15 protein-coding genes are annotated in these 17,650 nt (G+C 29.1%); all 15 read right to left on the minus strand.

Going from position 1 to position 17,650, the window contains the following annotated elements; all coding sequences use genetic code 11:
* Positions 1–398: 398 nt before the first annotated feature.
* A complete protein-coding gene (locus ACPKM0_RS08185; RefSeq protein WP_472475015.1) occupies positions 399–2,075 on the minus strand; it encodes an MBL fold metallo-hydrolase RNA specificity domain-containing protein in 1,677 nt (558 codons plus the stop codon).
* Positions 2,076–2,160: 85 nt separating this feature from the next.
* Positions 2,161–3,057: a DMT family transporter gene (locus tag ACPKM0_RS08190; protein WP_472475016.1), complete on the minus strand. Its 897-nt coding sequence runs from the start codon at positions 3,055–3,057 to the stop codon at positions 2,161–2,163.
* Between the two features lie 138 nt (positions 3,058–3,195).
* Positions 3,196–4,350: a leucine-rich repeat domain-containing protein gene (locus ACPKM0_RS08195; RefSeq protein WP_472475018.1), complete on the minus strand. Its 1,155-nt coding sequence runs from the start codon at positions 4,348–4,350 to the stop codon at positions 3,196–3,198.
* A 17-nt stretch (positions 4,351–4,367) separates the two neighbouring features.
* Positions 4,368–4,820, minus strand: a complete 453-nt coding sequence (locus ACPKM0_RS08200; RefSeq protein WP_472475020.1) for a PTS sugar transporter subunit IIA — start codon at positions 4,818–4,820, stop codon at positions 4,368–4,370.
* Between the two features lie 135 nt (positions 4,821–4,955).
* Positions 4,956–5,435 carry a universal stress protein gene (locus ACPKM0_RS08205; RefSeq protein WP_472475022.1) on the minus strand — a complete coding sequence of 160 codons (480 nt, stop codon included), beginning with the start codon at positions 5,433–5,435 and terminating at the stop codon, positions 4,956–4,958.
* Positions 5,436–5,471: 36 nt separating this feature from the next.
* Positions 5,472–6,116, minus strand: a complete 645-nt coding sequence (locus tag ACPKM0_RS08210; RefSeq protein ID WP_472475024.1) for a V-type ATP synthase subunit D — start codon at positions 6,114–6,116, stop codon at positions 5,472–5,474.
* On the minus strand, positions 6,113–7,534 hold the full coding sequence (locus ACPKM0_RS08215; protein WP_472475026.1) for a V-type ATP synthase subunit B: 1,422 nt from the start codon (positions 7,532–7,534) through the stop codon (positions 6,113–6,115). Before ACPKM0_RS08215 ends, ACPKM0_RS08210 begins: the two co-directional genes overlap by 4 nt.
* Positions 7,524–9,302 (minus strand): V-type ATP synthase subunit A, encoded by a 1,779-nt coding sequence (locus ACPKM0_RS08220; protein WP_472475027.1) that lies wholly within the window; start codon positions 9,300–9,302, stop codon positions 7,524–7,526. The genes ACPKM0_RS08215 and ACPKM0_RS08220 overlap by 11 nt, the downstream gene beginning before the upstream one ends.
* Entirely contained in the window at positions 9,293–9,904 is a 612-nt protein-coding gene (locus ACPKM0_RS08225; protein ID WP_472475029.1) for a V-type ATP synthase subunit E family protein, read from the minus strand. The genes ACPKM0_RS08220 and ACPKM0_RS08225 overlap by 10 nt, the downstream gene beginning before the upstream one ends.
* 15 nt (positions 9,905–9,919) lie before the next feature.
* On the minus strand, positions 9,920–10,219 hold the full coding sequence (locus ACPKM0_RS08230) for a V-type ATP synthase subunit F (RefSeq protein WP_472475030.1): 300 nt from the start codon (positions 10,217–10,219) through the stop codon (positions 9,920–9,922).
* A 1-nt stretch (position 10,220) separates the two neighbouring features.
* Positions 10,221–10,562 (minus strand): ATP synthase subunit C, encoded by a 342-nt coding sequence (locus ACPKM0_RS08235; protein WP_472475032.1) that lies wholly within the window; start codon positions 10,560–10,562, stop codon positions 10,221–10,223.
* A 26-nt stretch (positions 10,563–10,588) separates the two neighbouring features.
* Complete coding sequence (locus ACPKM0_RS08240; protein WP_472475034.1) at positions 10,589–12,571, minus strand: V-type ATP synthase subunit I; 1,983 nt, start codon at positions 12,569–12,571, stop codon at positions 10,589–10,591.
* The gene (locus tag ACPKM0_RS08245) at positions 12,571–13,650 is read right to left on the minus strand and encodes a V-type ATPase subunit (RefSeq protein ID WP_472475037.1); all 1,080 of its coding nucleotides are present in this window, start codon (positions 13,648–13,650) and stop codon (positions 12,571–12,573) included. Before ACPKM0_RS08245 ends, ACPKM0_RS08240 begins: the two co-directional genes overlap by 1 nt.
* Complete coding sequence (locus ACPKM0_RS08250; RefSeq protein WP_472475039.1) at positions 13,647–13,964, minus strand: hypothetical protein; 318 nt, start codon at positions 13,962–13,964, stop codon at positions 13,647–13,649. The genes ACPKM0_RS08245 and ACPKM0_RS08250 overlap by 4 nt, the downstream gene beginning before the upstream one ends.
* Before the next feature lie 126 nt (positions 13,965–14,090).
* Entirely contained in the window at positions 14,091–17,639 is a 3,549-nt protein-coding gene (locus ACPKM0_RS08255; protein ID WP_472475040.1) for a hypothetical protein, read from the minus strand.
* Positions 17,640–17,650: the final 11 nt, after the last annotated feature.

Genomic DNA, 17,650 nt, shown 5'->3' on the forward strand with positions numbered 1-17,650 from the left:
TCACTCGCTTTTAACGAACATTAGCTTATTTCATCTTGTTCTATTTTGAATTGACAGAAAGCCCTCTACACTGCAATTTTCATTGCCATAATTAGCTTCCTATTTTCTCTTCCCTTACGCTCGTAATTTCAAATAACAATTATAATTAATTTAACTTAATCATAAAAAAATGTTCGACATAGATACCAAACTTTGAAAATCCAATTATTTAATAATGTAACTTTCAACGCTTAGCTCTTTTCGCTGAACACAATCGAGAATATATCACGAGATTAATTTTTTGTAAACACTTTTTTTTAAAAAAATATATTTAATTTTAAATTATATATATAAATCTATATATGTTAAAGAATTAAAATATAAAAAAATATCTGCATTTTTCAATGCAGATATCAATTTTAATCACAATCACCACACCATTTGATAGATAAGTATTCTATATCACTTCTTAACCTCTCAATAGCATTTGCTAAACGAACAGCATCTTTTTCACTGAGCTCTTCTTTTTTACTTGCTAAAACCATTCTAGAAACTACGCTTTCAAGAGAACCTCTTTCTTTAACAAGTTCTGAAACAGCCTCATGCAACTGCATTTGAACTGAACTTGGAAGCCTGGATTCTTTTTGCATAGGTAAAACTGATGTATCTAACAATGAGAATGATTCTAATGATTCAGGGGCAAATGCTTTTATTTTTAATTTATTAGTAACAATAGAAGCAAAATAAGTGGCAACTTCACTTTCACCATGATTTATAAAAATTTGTTTTGGCTTTTGTTTAAAGTTACTTATCCATTGAAGTAGTCCTTCTTGATCAGCATGACCTGATATTCCTTGAAGCGATTTAACTTTACATTTTACATCAATTTGTTCCCCAAATATTGTAACATGTCTAGCACCATCTAAAATTGAACGACCTAAAGTTCCTATTGCTTGATATCCACTAAATAAGACAATGCATTCTTCTCTCCACAAATTATGTTTTAAATGATGTTTAATTCTACCAGCTTCACACATTCCACTACTTGATATAATTACGCAAGGCTCCTTTCTTGCGTTTAGAGCTTTTGATTGTTCCACATCTACAATTGTGGTTAATGAAGAAAATAAAATAGGATTAATCCCTTGCTCAACTAGTTTCATAGCCTCATCATCATAATAACCTTGAATTGATGATGCAAATATTTGTGTCGCTTTAACTGATAAAGGAGAATCAACAAATACAGGCAATTTTGGATATTCGCTTAATAAATCATTCTCTATTATATATCTAAACAAATATAGGATTTCTTGTGTTCTTCCAACAGAAAATGCTGGTACTATAACATTACCACCTTTATCAAAAGCTTCTCTCACAATTTTGGCTAATTCTCTAGCTCTAACAATTGTTGGTACATTATTTCCTACAGCCCCTTCTGGCTTTTTATGCAATCTATCACCATAAGTTGATTCCATAATAACTATATCAGCTTCTTCAATATAATGAGGATCTTCGATTATTGGTTGGTCAAAGTTTCCAATATCACCACTAAATACTAATTTTCTTTTTTTACCATTTTCTTCTAACCATAGTTCTATAGACGCTGAACCTAATAAATGTCCTGCATCTATAAATCTACAACTAATATGATCGGTTAACTTAATACGTTTATCATAGTCACTTGAATGAAAAAAGTCTAAACTATCTAAAGCATCTTGTACGGTATATAAAGGCTCTACACCTTTTTTACCTGCTCTTATACTCTTTCGACTTTTCCATTCGGCTTCCATTTCTTGTATATGCCCACTATCACTTAACATAATTTCACATAAGCGCTTTGTAGCTGAAGTAGCCCAAATTTCACCTTTGAACCCTTCTTTTACCAATTGTGGAATCCTTCCACTATGATCTATATGAGCATGAGTTAATAATACATAATCAACTTCAGCAGGATTAAAAAAGAAATCTTTCCCCATTTCTTTTTCATCACGACCTTGTGGTAAACCACAATCGATTAATAATGTTACATCACCACATTTAATGTAAGTACAACTTCCTGTTACATGTTTCGCAGCACCATAAAAAGTAATATCCATATAATCTCCTATGTTTATACAATAAGAATACACCTATTTTTTTTAGAAGTAAATTATTATATAGTGCAGGAGATTATTTGTTGCATTAATTTCGTTTTTTCGAACCAAATATTGAAGTAATAACAGTTGATGCTAATATACATAAGACACCAAAAAAATATAATTTAGAACCATGTTCACCTAAAAACAATAATCCAACGAATACTGCAGTTAATGGCTCAAAAGCTCCAAGTGTACCAGCTATGGGACCTCCAACTATTCTTGACCCATAAGAAAATAACGAGCCGCCATAAGCTGATGCAAAAATATAGCCTACAATGCCTAAAATTGAAGTTAATCCAAAATTTATATCTTGTATCTTTAAAAAGTGATTTTTCATAAAAAATGAAGAAATTAATAGTAAAATAATTGCATAAAAATTCACATAATAAACAAAAATATTATTATCTATTTTTTTAATCTTTTTATCGTTCAAGATAAATAAATAAATACTTATTGTCAAAGCAGATAAGAAAGCAGAAGAAATACCTCGAAAATCAAAAACCATTGAAGATGGATTTGTTACTAAATAAACACCAAAAATAGAAAAAATAATTGAAATAGCTAGTGCTAAATTAAAAGAATTACGTTTAGCTTTTACACTAAAGATTGTAATTATTATTGGATAGATAAAATGCAATACAGTTGTTAATCCTGAAGGTATTCTAGAATATGAATATACTAAAAAAACTGATGTCAATAAGAAAAAAACAGCACACATAAAAATTTTAAATTGATCTAAGATTTCTAAATTCAGCTTGGTATTTAATTTTCTCTTTTTTACGGTAATTAAAAAAATCAAAAAACTTCCACCAAAGCGAATAATAAGAGTCCAATAAAGATTTATATCACTTCCTTGAAGATAATTAACAAATAATGGATTTAATCCAAATAAAATAGAAGCAAAACTAGTTACTAAAACACCTTTAACATAATTATTCATAAAACACCTGCTAATTATCTATATGAAGAAAGAAATCAAGTCAATAGTATAAAAAAAAATCACTTCTTATTTTAATTATATTTCATTAATAAAAACGAAATATATTAAAAAAGAAATGAATAATTTATCTACATTTTTTTATAAATAATTAATTTTATCTTCAAAACCTTTGTTTATAAAATATTGTTCAGCTGTTGAATCTTTATAAAGATTAATTTTCTTAATTTCATCACAGCTATCAAAAACCAAAGACCCAAATTTAACATCTTTTGATTTTACAGTAATTTCTTTTAATGAACTACAATATTGGAAACAACTATTTCCTAGCTCTTCTAGCTCTTCATCAATTACGATTTTTTTTATAGATACACATCCAATAAATGCACAACTATCAATTTTCTTTAAAGTTTTGTTAAAATTAACTTCTTTCAGACTTCTACAACTTGAAAAAGAAAAACTATTAATTGTTTTTAATGTTTCTGGAAAGTCAAAACTTTCTAAATCGTGACAACCATGAAAAACTAACTCATCAATCAATGTTAAGTTTTTAGGTACAACTATCGATTTCATATGTTTACAATCTTCAAAAGCTCCAATACCTATTTTCTCTACAGTATCAGGTATTACAACTTCTTCTAAAGAAGTACATTCCTTAAAGGCTCTATTTCCTAAATCTTTTATTTTATCATTAAATTCAATACTAGATAGTTTAGAACAATCTTCAAATGATAAATCACCAATTTTTACTAAGTTCATAGGTAGCTTAATTGATTTTAAGCTTGAACAAGTAACAAACGCTGAATCACAAATTGTTTTAACACTGTAGGGTAAATCAATTTGTTCTAATGAAGAACATTCACTTAAGAAATAAGCAGGTATTTTTTCAAGTTCACTTGGAAGTTTTATTTCTTTTAAATTACGACAGCCAGAAAAAACAGCTTTGCCTAATTCAAGTTTTTCTCCTTCAAACTCTACCCTTTTTAATTTTGCACATTTTTCAAAACCACTTTTCCCAATCTTTAATACTTCTTTAGGAATAATGATATTTTTTAATTTATTACATTTTTTAAAGGCTTTACTACCTATTTGTTTCATATTTTTTGAAAAAGAAATTTCTTTTAAATTTTTATTTTTCTTAAATGCTGATTTTTCAATAGATACAATTTCTTCAGGAACTTCAAATGAGGTTATTTTTTTATCTTTAGGTACTTTTACTATATTTTCCATCTCTTGGTCATATAAAATTCCCTTTACTTTAACAAAGCAAACCCCTTCCTTAATTACATATTTCACAAATCACTCCTAAATAATTATTCTGAGAATAATTGAACAACTTCACTAGCATCTTTACACTGCTCTAACATTCTTCTAAAAACCCCTGAAGAACATGAACGAGCTATAGCAGCTAAAACTTCTACATGAGAAGATGCTGCATCAGTAGAAGCTACAACTAAGAAAAATATCTTAGATTTTAAATTATCAGGAGAATCAAAATCAATTGCATTATTCGATACTCCAACTACAACACAAATGTTATCTATAGCTTCGCTTTGTGCATGAGGAATACAAATTCCTTTTCCTATACCTGTAGAACCTAATGCTTCTCTATTTATAACAGCTTCTAACACTAAATTTCTTTCTGTAATACTTAAATTTTTCCCATCAGCAAGTACATCAACTAATTCTTCTAATACTTCATCTTTAGTTGTACTTTCTAATGGAATTTTAATTAAATTCTCTTCTAATACGTCAGTTAAATTCATAATATAATCCTATCTATAAAATTTCTATATATCTCTATTTATTTATATTATTATAATATTGCTTTTTATATAACAATTCAAATAAAATTATCAAAATATTAACACAACATTACAAATATAATAAATAATTAACAATTATTCAAATTCTTGCCAAATATCTTCATCATCTCGTATAACCAAAACAGGACAAGATGCAGTTCTTAATATCCTATCAGCTTCACTATTTAGCTCATCTCTTCTAGATCTAATTCCGCTTATTCCACCGACTAAAATAAGATCCACATCATTTTTTCTTATATACTCTCTTACAATCTTATGAGCAGAACCTTCTTCAACAATACAGTCTATATCAACTTCTTTCATATTCGCTAATTTTGTTGCATGCTTAAGATATCTTTGAGCATCGTTTTGTAAATCTTGTTGATATTCTGTTCTCTCTAAATCAAGAAAAATACCAGCTTTTACAAGATCTGATAAGGCCCTTGTGTTTACAACATACATAACATCTAATTTTGCTTTATTTTGTTTTGCTAATAGAATTGAATACATCATAGCTGACATAGATTCTTCACTACCATCAATATAAGCTAAAATATGTTTAAAAGGTACTGCCATAGATTCCTCCTCATTTATAACAGAATAAATACTTATTTATTTTCTTTTTTTCTTTTCTTCTTTTTGTTTTTCTAATCTATCTTTAACATTTTTCAATAAAATAAAGCTTTCTCTCTCACTTTCTTCAATTCGGCTTTTCATATATTTTATTGTAGCTTGTGTTTCAGGAATAGAAATTTTTTCAAGTGCATTTACTTTTCTTATAGTCTTCTTTACTTCACGACTTAATCGCATAATTGAAACTTTTAATTCAGCAAGACGCCCCATTAATTCAAGGGTTTCACTAAATTGTTGAATGCTCAGTTCAGCAATAATATTAGAACTCTCTTGTGAAAAATATGGTCCTTTGTCATTAAAATGTGTTTCAACAACTGGAACAGCGACACCCATAACTTTTCTCTGAGATACTCTAATATCATAATCAATATTAGTAGAGCCACATAAATTACCTACTTTTAATCTCCCCATTTCTATAATAGCTTTACTAAGTGTTTCTCTAGCATCATCTAAAGCTTTATCTACTCTGCTTTGATAATCAATAGCTTGATCAACTAAAGCGAGTAGTTCAGAAATTAATATTTGTCTTTTTTGATCTAATAGCTCATAACCTAATGTAGCAAACTTTAAATTATCTTCTAATTTCATCAAATTTGATCTAGTAGGAGCTAAATTTGTACTCATTCGTCTTCATTCTCCTGCCAATATTCATATATCTCATCTTCACTTAATCTTTGTAATTCTTCCGCTGGTAAATAGCTTAAGGCTTTCCATGCAATATTAAGTGTTTCTTCTATACTTCTATCTTCATCAAAATCTTGTGCAATAAAGTTATTTTCAAAAAATTGACCAAATTTTAAATATTGTTTATCTATAGATGTAAGTTCTTCTTCACCAATAACTGATGCTAAGTTTCTAACATCTTGAACGTGAGAATACGAAGCAAATAACTGATTAGATAAATGAGGATGATCTTCACGTGTCATATTCTCACCAATCCCATCTTTCATAAGTCTTGAAAGTGATGGTAATGGATTAATTGGTGGATATAAATCTCTTGAATGAAGAGATCTATCAAATACTATTTGCCCTTCCGTTATATATCCTGTTAAGTCAGGAATCGGGTGAGAAATATCATCATTTGGCATTGATAATATAGGTAACTGTGTAATTGACCCTTTACTTCCCCTTATTTTACCTGATCTTTCATATAATTCAGCTAAATTAGAATATAAATATCCAGGGTATCCCTTTCTTGAAGGAATTTCTCCTCTAAGAGTAGAAATCTCCCTAAGTGATTCACAATAGTTTGTCATATCTGTCATTATAACTAATACTTGTTTTTCTAAATCAAAAGCTAAATACTCAGCTAAAGTCAAAGCTGTTCTAGGAGTAATTGTTCTTTCAATTGAAGGATCATCTGCAAGAGATAAGAATAAAGCAACATTATCAATTACACCACTTTTTTCAAAAGAATCAATAAAAAATCTCGCAACATCATATTTAACACCCATAGCAGCAAATACAATAGCAAAATCACTATCCCCGCCACGAACTTTAGCTTGTTTTGCTATTTGAGCTGCAAGTTGGTTATGGGCCATACCATTACCACTAAATATAGGCAATTTTTGACCTTGAATTAGGGTTGTCATCCCATCAATTACAGATATACCTGTTTGAATAAAATCTCTTGGATATATTCTAGCTGTTGGATTAATAGGAGATCCATTTACATCTCTATCTTCTTCGCCTTGTGCAATTGGAGAGCCATCTCTTGATTTTCCCAATCCATTCATAACTCTACCTAACATTGAATCACTAACCGAAAGCGTAAGGGGTTCACCTAAAAAGTGCATACCAGTACCAGGAAGTGTTAATCCTGTTGTGCCTTCAAAAACTTGAACACATACAACATCATCACTTGTATCTAAAACTTGACCACTTCTTCGACTACCATCAGGAGCTACAACTTCAACAAGTTCCCCATATCCAATTGGATGAGTATTTTTCATATATACTAAAGGACCATCAATTTTACTAGCACCTCGGTATTCACGTCCAGCTAATAACCTTTGATCTAACTTATCATCATTAGTCTTCATAAATACCTCCAAGCTTTTCGATACTTCTCTCTAATCTCAATTCTAACTTATCGATTTCATTGACTTCATCATTACTTATTGAAAATTTAATTTTAGAAATTTCTTGAACTGTTTTTAGTCTTCTAAGTTTTACTAAAGGAACTCCTTTATTAATAGCTTCAAGACCAACATTCCAATATCTTAATATACAAGACAACATTCTAATTTGTTTATCAACGGTACAATATCTATCTATTTTATCAAAAGCATTTTGTTGTAAAAAAGCATTTTTAAACAAATTACATACTTCTAGAATAAAATTTTGAGAATCAGGAAGAGCGTCAGCTCCAACAAGTTTTACTATTTGTTGTAGTCTTTCTTCTTTTTGTAATAATTCCATGATTTCTTTTCTATTTTTTTGCCAAGTATCTTCGCTTTTCTCATTCCACCATGGCCTAACATCGTCTAAATATTCACTATAACTTTGAGTCCAACTAATTGCAGGATAGTGTCTAGAAGAAGCTAAAGCTCTATCTAAGCCCCAGAAACATCTTACAAATCTCTTTGTATGCATTGTAACTGGCTCAGAGAAATCACCACCTGGTGGAGATACAGCTCCGATTACTGATACAGAACCTTCTTTTTCACATAAAGTTTCCATTAAACCAGCTCTCTCATAGAACTCAGCAATTCTTGTAGCTAAATATGCAGGAAAGCCTTCTTCTGCAGGCATTTCTTCCATTCTGCCTGATAATTCTCTAAGAGCTTCGGCCCATCTTGATGTACTATCTGCCATAATTGCAACATCATATCCCATATCTCTATAGTACTCTGCAATAGTAATACCTGTATAAATTGAAGCTTCTCTAGCAGATACTGGCATATTTGACGTATTAGCAATTAATATAGTTCTTTCCATTAAACTTTTGTTAGTTTTTGGATCAATTAATTGAGGAAATTCTCTAAGAACATCTGTCATTTCATTTCCTCTTTCTCCACATCCTATATAAACAATTATATCTGCATCACACCATTGAGCAATAGCATGTTGTGTCATTGTTTTACCGGTTCCAAAACCACCAGGAATAGCAACAGTTCCACCTTTAGCTATTGGAAAAAGTGTGTCTATAACTCTTAATCCGGTAATCAGAGGAGCATTAAAAGGCAAACGATTTTTGACAGGTCTTGGGTTTCTAATTGGCCATTTTTGAAGCATACATAACTTCTTTTCTAAACCACTATCTTGAGAGACTACAACTAAAGTATCTTCAACAGTATATTTACCTTCTTCAACAACTTTAACTACAGTAGCAGAATTTATAGTTGGGTCAACAAGAACTTTATGTACAATAGTTTCACTTTCTTGTACTTCTCCAAGTATCATACCTTTTGATATTTTGTCTCCAACTTTTACACAAGGCTTGAACGTCCATAATTTTTTGTGATCTATACCATCAAAAGTTAAACCTCTAGCAATAAATGTACCACTAGCTTCTTCTAATTTTTCTAATGGTCTTTGTATGCCATCATAAATTGAACCAATTATCCCAGGCCCAAGTTCAACACATAAAGGCATATTTGAACCATATACATTATCACCAGGTTTGATTCCTGTTGCATCTTCATATACTTGAATTACAGCTTCATCATCAAACAATTTGACAACTTCACCTACTAATTGTTGTTCCCCAATTCTAACAAGTTCGAGCATTTGTGCATCAGTGATATCACATACTGTAATTACTGGGCCATTTACTCTTTTAACATGTCCTATAATTCTTACGGACATAAGCCCTCCTGAACAGCTTTTTTAATCTCTCGATCAAATCTTCTCATTCTTATTTCTACTTGATTATTAAAAGATACTTTTCCATCTAAAGAGGTCGCAACAATACCAGAATCTATTAATCTTCTAGAATCAAGTTGCAAATGTAAGTCTAAATTATAATCATTTTTTGCTGTTTCAACTACATTAGCTAACATTTTATCATCAACTGGACAGTTAGATGAAAAAGCTATTTTAGCTTCTGACAAACCTAAACCTAGAACAGCTTCTAGTATCCATTTTTCTAATAAAGGTTGTCCATCTTTTCCCTCAATATTTGAATAAATTTTCTTTTTAATTGAAGAAAAAAGATAATTATACTTTTTTTCTAAAATAGATAGTTCAGCTTTTCTCTCTGTAGCTTTTTTTGCAGATTTTACTTTTAAATTTTCAATTTGAACACGATTTTCAAAATCCTTATCTTCTTTAGATAATTCTTTTTCTATTTTATGCTCATTTTGCAAATAGATTGATTCAACTCTTTTTTCAGCATCAGCTATTATCTTCTTTGCTTTGCCCTCAGCTTCTAAACCAATCCCCTTTAGTAATTTATTATCAGTATCCAAAACTAATCTCCATATTTATAGGCTAACTCCAATAGCTTCATTAACCAACACCCTAAGGTCTTTTCCTTTTTGACCATCAGGGCCGGATATAACAACTACTAATGGAAACATTTCAGAAAATAAGTATTTATCAACTGTTGTTCTAATCATATTAGCCACTGGCTCGGTTATGATAATTATTCCATTTTCTTTGTCACTTAAAGCTTTATCCCAAGCCTTTTTCGCTTGAGATGCATTTGTTGCTTGGATTCCAGATACACCAACTAAGGAAAACCCTAATACAGTATCTTCATCACCTATAACAAAGTATCGCATATTATGCTTTACCTAAGATCATCAAAGCAATGATGAATCCAAAAACAACTAAACCTTCTGCTAAAGCAATAAAAATTAATGCTTGAGAAGCTAATTCAGGCTTTTCACTAATTGCGCCCATAGCAGCAGCTCCAACGTTACCAATTGCTATACCAGCAGCTAATGCACCCATTGCAAAAGCTATAGCAGCTGCAAGACAAATCATACCTGTTTGAGGATTAGCACTACTTACAGTACCTGATGCAAAAATGCTTGGAGTGAATACAAATGCAGATGCAAACATCATAAATAAAGTTGCAATTACTGAAAGTTTAACCTTTCTTTCAAAGGCAATTTTGGTCATATAAAGACCCTCCTATATAAATATATCTATCGCTCTTTTGAGCGCAAACTAACTGGAGAATAAGCAATACCTTTTCCAGTAAAAAATTTCGTAAAGAATTCATAATAATTAAGCCTTAAAGCTTGTATCCCTGCAGATAGTCCTTCTAATGCTATTACTAAGACGTTTCCAAATATTAAAATTAAAATACCAAAAACTGAAGTCATTCCAGGGCCCTCTGCCAAGGTTTCAAACGCACCCATTAAACTAACGTGCGCAATTCCAAGACCTGCTACCCGTAAAAAAGATAAAGTGTTTGACATATATCCTGTAAATGTTTCTAATAATTCAATTGGCCACATCATTAATGAACTTGCTATCATAGAATTAAAACTTTCAACAGTTTTACCTTCTCTCTTGTGCTTTAAATATTCTAATGGCTCTTTAATTAATAAACAAATTGCACCAATAATTAGTAAGATAAAAATCCAATTATCAGATGGGAATGTTTTATAACCACTCTTTATATATGCATACCCAATATAAATACCAACTGAATACATAATAGCACCTGTAATACCAGTTCTATTAAATAATAAATCTATATATTTTTTCTTTATAATTAAATTAATCCAATTTATTATTAATCCAGTAAAGACAATTACTATTCCATATTTTATTGAGATACCTAAAATATCATATACATTTTGAACACTCGTACCTAATGCGGCTTCACCATTTACAACGGAGTGATAATTGAACCAAAGTGGTGGGAAAATACTAAAACCAAAAGTTGATCCAAATAAAAGTCCACCAATCATTGATGCTATTCCTAGATATATTAATAGTTTTGAAACACCCCTATTTATTAAACCTTCTTTTTTCATAGGATTCTTTTTATAAGAATTAGTTGTTAGAATACCAATTATTAATAATATAAAGCCTTGTCCTAAATCAGCAAACATCAACATAAACATTGATAAATAGGCAATTGCTACAAACCATGTAGGATTAATAGTTCCATACTCTGGAATCCCATAATTAGTTACCATTTTTTCAAAAGGTTTGAAAAACTTAGGGGTTTTTACTTCTACTGGTATATTTTTAACTTCAACTTCATTAGCATCACTTTGATCTATAATACATTGACCATCTGAAGCACTAAAAATAGCTTCTTCAACATCTGAAGCAGCCTTTTCAGGAACCCACCCTGAAAATAATGTAGTATTTTTTGTATATTTAAAATATGATCTGATTTGATCTGATAATTCATGCAATCTTAAATTACACCAAATTTTAACTAAAGTTGGTTCTTTATCTTGAATTTTATCTTGAATTTTTAGTTTTAATTTTTCTTTATCTTCGGCAATAACATCGATTTCATCATTTAGTTTTTCTACAACAGATAAAGAAAGATTTTGTTGAATTTGCTTATCATCACATTCAACCCAACTATACATATCTAATATCTGAGTGATATTTGCGGAATCTCTTTTTAAACTTAATGTTGTTATATATTCATCTTTTTCTAAAATTACAACTCCAAATTCACTTAAATTTTTTTTAACCCTTTCTATTTTTGACGAAACATTACCAACACGTATTTCTATAAATTCTCTTTTACCAATATCGAGATAATGTTTCATTTCATTTAGAACTTCAAAATCTTGATTAGCTCTTTTCTGTTGTTCTTTTATCTCTGAAATTGAAGCACTAAATTCATCTAATGTTTTTCTATAATTTTTTATATCTAAGAATTCCATATCTTCAACTTTTAACAGTGAAGAATTAGGGATAGGTCTTCCACTTTGTCTGAGCAAATTGTCGATACGACGTCTTGTATCTTCAATTGCTAATCTATCAGAATTAGGCCTTTTTTTACTTAATTTAGCCAATTGTTCTGGAGGCAAATTAGTTATTTGAACAAAGTCCAAAGCCCCAATTTTTAATAAAGCTTTTATAACTTCATCACTTTTATTTTCTATAACAACGGCTGTTAATAAGCGCATATTTTCTGTAAATAAACTCATCACATTAATCCTTTAATATCTTGTACATCAGCATCATAATATTTACTACCTAGAATACCACATATAATAGTATATTGTTGTTCTCTTAAATAATAATAAGCTAAAGCTGTTCCAATAGTAAAAGGCTTTCCTCCTAAACAGTTTTCAAAAAGTTTTCCCTTTTTTTTATATAAATATTTTTCTAAATCTCTTATTTGATTAATTTTTCTATTATTCTTATCAGTTACAGTATTATTAACTAAATTAGATAATTCACCATATTTACCTTTAAATAAACTTTCAACATTCCTATTTTTAGGATTTGAATTAATATAAGATTTTGTAATTGGATCTTTAAATACACTTGAATACGGATATAGAATTTTATTCAATTCTTCACTTTCTAGCTTATGAAACCAACCATATCTAATTAACATTATTATGTTTTTTAGATCGATTTCCATTTTAAATAATTTCATTGCTATATTGTAATCATCATTTTTTAATTTAGATGTAGCTTCATATATTAAATCAACTATCTTTAAATCTATAGCAGATTCTAACCAAAATAGACCATTTTGCTGAATATCTTCTAAAGTAAAATCACTTAGTACTTTTTCATAAAAAGTATTATTAACAGCATCAATTATATTATCAAAAGTAATAGCGTTTATTATTGATGTATAATTAATATCATTTACTATTTTAGTTTTTATTATATAAGCACTACGATAAGAAATAGGTCTTTTATGAATAGCTGAAGAGTACCACAACCTAATTGAATTTTTTACATTTTCTGCTTCTATCCTTGTTAATAAGCAAATAATTAATTCTTTTGGATATCCATTCAAATATTTTTGAACATTAATTAAATCTTTTATTTCATCATTTAATAAAGAAAGTTCGACTAACTGTAAATCTCCTGTTTTATCATAGACCTCAGCAGCATTTTCATATCCATGTTCTTTTAAAATACCTATAGCCTCAACTAAACTTCCGGCTTTTAATAAGTCGTCTTGTAATTGAGTATTTCTTATATTTCCAATCTTTGCTCTAAGCTTTGCGTTTATAAAACCATAAGTATCTACTGCTCTTTTCATTTATCAAACACCGATGAATTACATATTTTAGTTGCTATTTTTTCAGAAACAACATCGATTTTTTCATAATTAATTGATACAGAAGATTTTACTTTCTCTTCATATGCTTTTATTTTCTTTTTATTTTCATCTCGTAATTCTTCAATTTTCAAATTATTAGCGGCTCTTCTGTCTTTGACAGCTTTTTTTAAGGCTGTATTTGCCTTAATTTGAGCTTCATTAATCATCTTACTAGATTCTTGACGCGCTGATTCAACTACTTTTGTAGCAGTTTCTTCAACTTCAATAATCTCTGAAATAATATCACTTTGCATATGAATCACTCCTATAATAAATAAGTATTAATTTTTTGAACAAATTGTGTCAATATAGTATTTCTATATTTTTCAAATACTTATTTTACATTATAGCATATTTTTTACATAAATTATTAAAATATTTTATGGTACATAAGTATAGTTTGGATTTGTTGATGTCTCTTCTACTACTACTGTTTCAATCAATTCTTCACCTAAAGAACTTTCCCAATCATCTGCAGTATCAGTAAATGCTGAATCATCAAATATTTCTGATTCATCATATTCTTCATCCTCAACCAATGAATTCTCCCAATCATTTGCAGTATCTTCAAATGCAAAGTCATCAACACTTTCATCAATTGGTGGGAATATAGTATTCCAGAAATCATCTTCTTTCATAAAATCAGCAATTTTTATTTCAACTATATCAATATAATCAGAAGCAAAAGAATCCCCAAAAGCATTTTCACTTTCGCTTCCTTCTTCGCTCTCTATTTCAAAAGAAACTACATTTTCATCAATGCTTGGAAGCATATAGTCCTCTAATAAAATAACTTCTTTATCCTTACCTTTTTCTTTCTTTACAACAAAATATAGACCATACCAACTATTAGTACCAGAATCCATATCAAACAAATAAGTTCCTTCTGGTACATCTGATAATATAAAACGACCATCTAAATCAGTAAACAAGTATAAGTTTTCATTATTTTGTAAATATTCTACACCATTTTCATCAACTAATAAATCATATATTGGAGAAGAATATTGAACAAAAGGAGTTCCATCAGATTGCAACAATACCCCACTAACTGTATATGAAACTGGAGATGAAATTTTTTGAGAGAAGCCGCTACTTGTTGTTGGAGTTAACTCATAAGAGAAAGAAGAACCTGAGCTATATAAGCTTTCTGTTGTACCATATGCAATTAAATTATTTTTAGAATTTGCAGTTAATTTAGTATAAACAACATTACCAAAAGTTGGATCAATACTTACTAATGTAGAACTATTTGTCTTACCAATTGAAATAGGATTATTTGCAAATTCACCTTCTGGTTTAATAATAATAAAATTAGATGAAGCACTTTGATTTAATGCAAATAAACCTCCAGCATAGAACAATGATGTTGAAAAAGTAGCAGAAGTAGTATTATATTCAAAATCATCAGAAATACTATGTTTCAATAATATAGAATAAATTGTATCTATATGTTGCCAATAAGTACTAATAGTAGGTTGTGTATCTTCAAAATACGATAAACCACCTAATGTGAAATTTAGTGAATCTGAAGAAGTTGGTTTATATGATAAAGTTAAACTACTTGAACCTGATGTTGAAATAGTTTTAGAAGAGGTTAAGTTGCTCAATAAATTATAACCAACACTCAACGATAGAGAGAAATCAAAATTACTTTCACCTGCATCTTTATCCAAATATAAGGAACTTGATAAACTAACCCCTTTATTAGGAGTATAATTAGAACTAAAGGAAATACTTAAATCCAGTCCTTCATCATTGATAACACTTGTAATTGAAGTCGTTAATGGGAAACCAAATATTGAATCAATGCTATGCCCTAAGCTTAATCCTATTTCACTAGAAGTATATAAACTATCATCACTAACATCCCATATTGGTAAATTTAATTGTAATGTTGCACTAATATCTCCAATTATAGTATCTATTGTATGTGATATAGAAGTTTCAACTTGAGGTGAATAATCAAGTGAGAAATCTAATAACAATGTTCCAGTAAATGGACCACTAGCTGTAGCTAAAATTCCTGAGAAATAAGCATTAAATTCTTCTAAACTAAATGCAAATAAACTATTTAGTGTAAAATAATGTGTGAGACCAACATCTATATAAAATTTAGTATCAAAATCTGATAAATCATAATCATACCAATTTAAGTCGAGATAAGGCAAAGTTAAAATAGAAGTAGAATCATCATCTCTTACACTTTTACTTATAGCTGCACTTACTCCATATAAATAATCACCCTTTGATAATAATCTAGAATCATAAGGTATATCAAACTCATCTAAAATAATAGGATATATTTTTTCATTTGGAATTATCTTAATTCTAACATGATTTGCACCTTGACTTAGAGGGAAATCTTGTAATATATATTCACCTTTTCTAAGTCTTTTAACTATTTCTTCATCATCATTAATGTAAATATACATAATTGAATCTGCTTCAAGAAGATAATGGCGTTTATATTGATGTTTTAGAGCCTCTCCACTTCCATATGAATAACTCTTATCTAAAGTAAAACCAACTGATGTACCATCAGTTCCTAAATAAGATCCCACATTACCAAAAGTCAATTTCAAATCTTTATCTCTAAAGTAATAAGTACCATCCCAACTACTTGCATCATATTCAAATTCTGAATATGTAGGATAAATTGTATAATCAAAGTCATTTGTAAATGTAAATTCAATATCTGCAATATTAATTGAATTACTCAAACTTAATGAATTATCAAAATATGGTTCAGAAACAGAATCACCATAAGTATAAGAACTAGCTAAGTTTATTGTAGTTACACCAGAAATTAAATCAGGTTCAATAACAATAGCATCTGATATACCATATTTTTCATTTCTTTCTAATAAAGTATTTTTTTCAACACTTGAAACTGGAAGATATTGAATTGGCATATCATCAACACCAAAAATTAAATAGATTTCAAAAGCTACTACATCAATTTCTGCCTGTACCCCTAATTCATTAAGGTCTTCTATAGTATAGTAATCTACACCTGTATTAAACAACCGGTTTATTCCATAATCACTTAATAAGCCCTTTACATTATCATATAAACTATTAGCACTAATCGAATAAACTGAACCTTCAAATACAGTTTCAACATCACCTACTCTATCATCATTAACATATAAAGTTAAATAATAAATTCCATCTTCAAAGAGAGCTTCATCTGATTCACCGGCGATATAGAAATCATCAAAAAAAGAGTCATCTAATTCAGAAGATTCTTCCACTATAGGATTAAATAAATCATATTCTTCTTGAGTTTGTATATATGGTTCAAATAATAAAGGTTCAAACGGAGTTCCAAAACCATCATCAAAACCTCCACTAAAGAAATCATCGCCAAAATCTTCATCACCAAAGAAATCATCGCCAAAATCTTCATCACCAAAGAAATCATCATCAAAATCTTCATCACCAAAGAAATCATCATCAAAATCAACATTTTGATTAATCTCTTCTAATTGGTTTATCTCTTCTATAATTTCTTGTTCGATTATTGATTTAGAAACGTTTTCTTGAATTTGATCAAAATCAACACGCAATTCTAAATCATCAAAAATATTAATATCAACATTTTCTTTAACAGAAACAACATCAACAAAATTTACCTCATCAACTTTAGCAATTTCAGTTTTCTCACTAACTTGATATATCTCAGGTAATTCAGATTCTGGTAATAAACCTAAATCATAAAAATATCTTTCTTGATTTACATTTATTTTACCATTATTTATGATTGATGTTTTTTCAATTAAAACAGAAGCATCTTCACTAGAGTTCAAAATATTAGCATTATCAAAGCAAGATTTAGCTAAAACAATAATTACTAAAAATATGAAAACTAACAAAAATGTTAATTTGAAAAGTCTCGATACTCCTGTTTTTTTGATATTTCGCAATATCTTCTCCG

The sequence above is a fragment of the Pleomorphochaeta sp. genome, from assembly GCF_050031695.1.
In the GTDB taxonomy this organism is placed as follows: domain Bacteria; phylum Spirochaetota; class Spirochaetia; order Sphaerochaetales; family Sphaerochaetaceae; genus Pleomorphochaeta.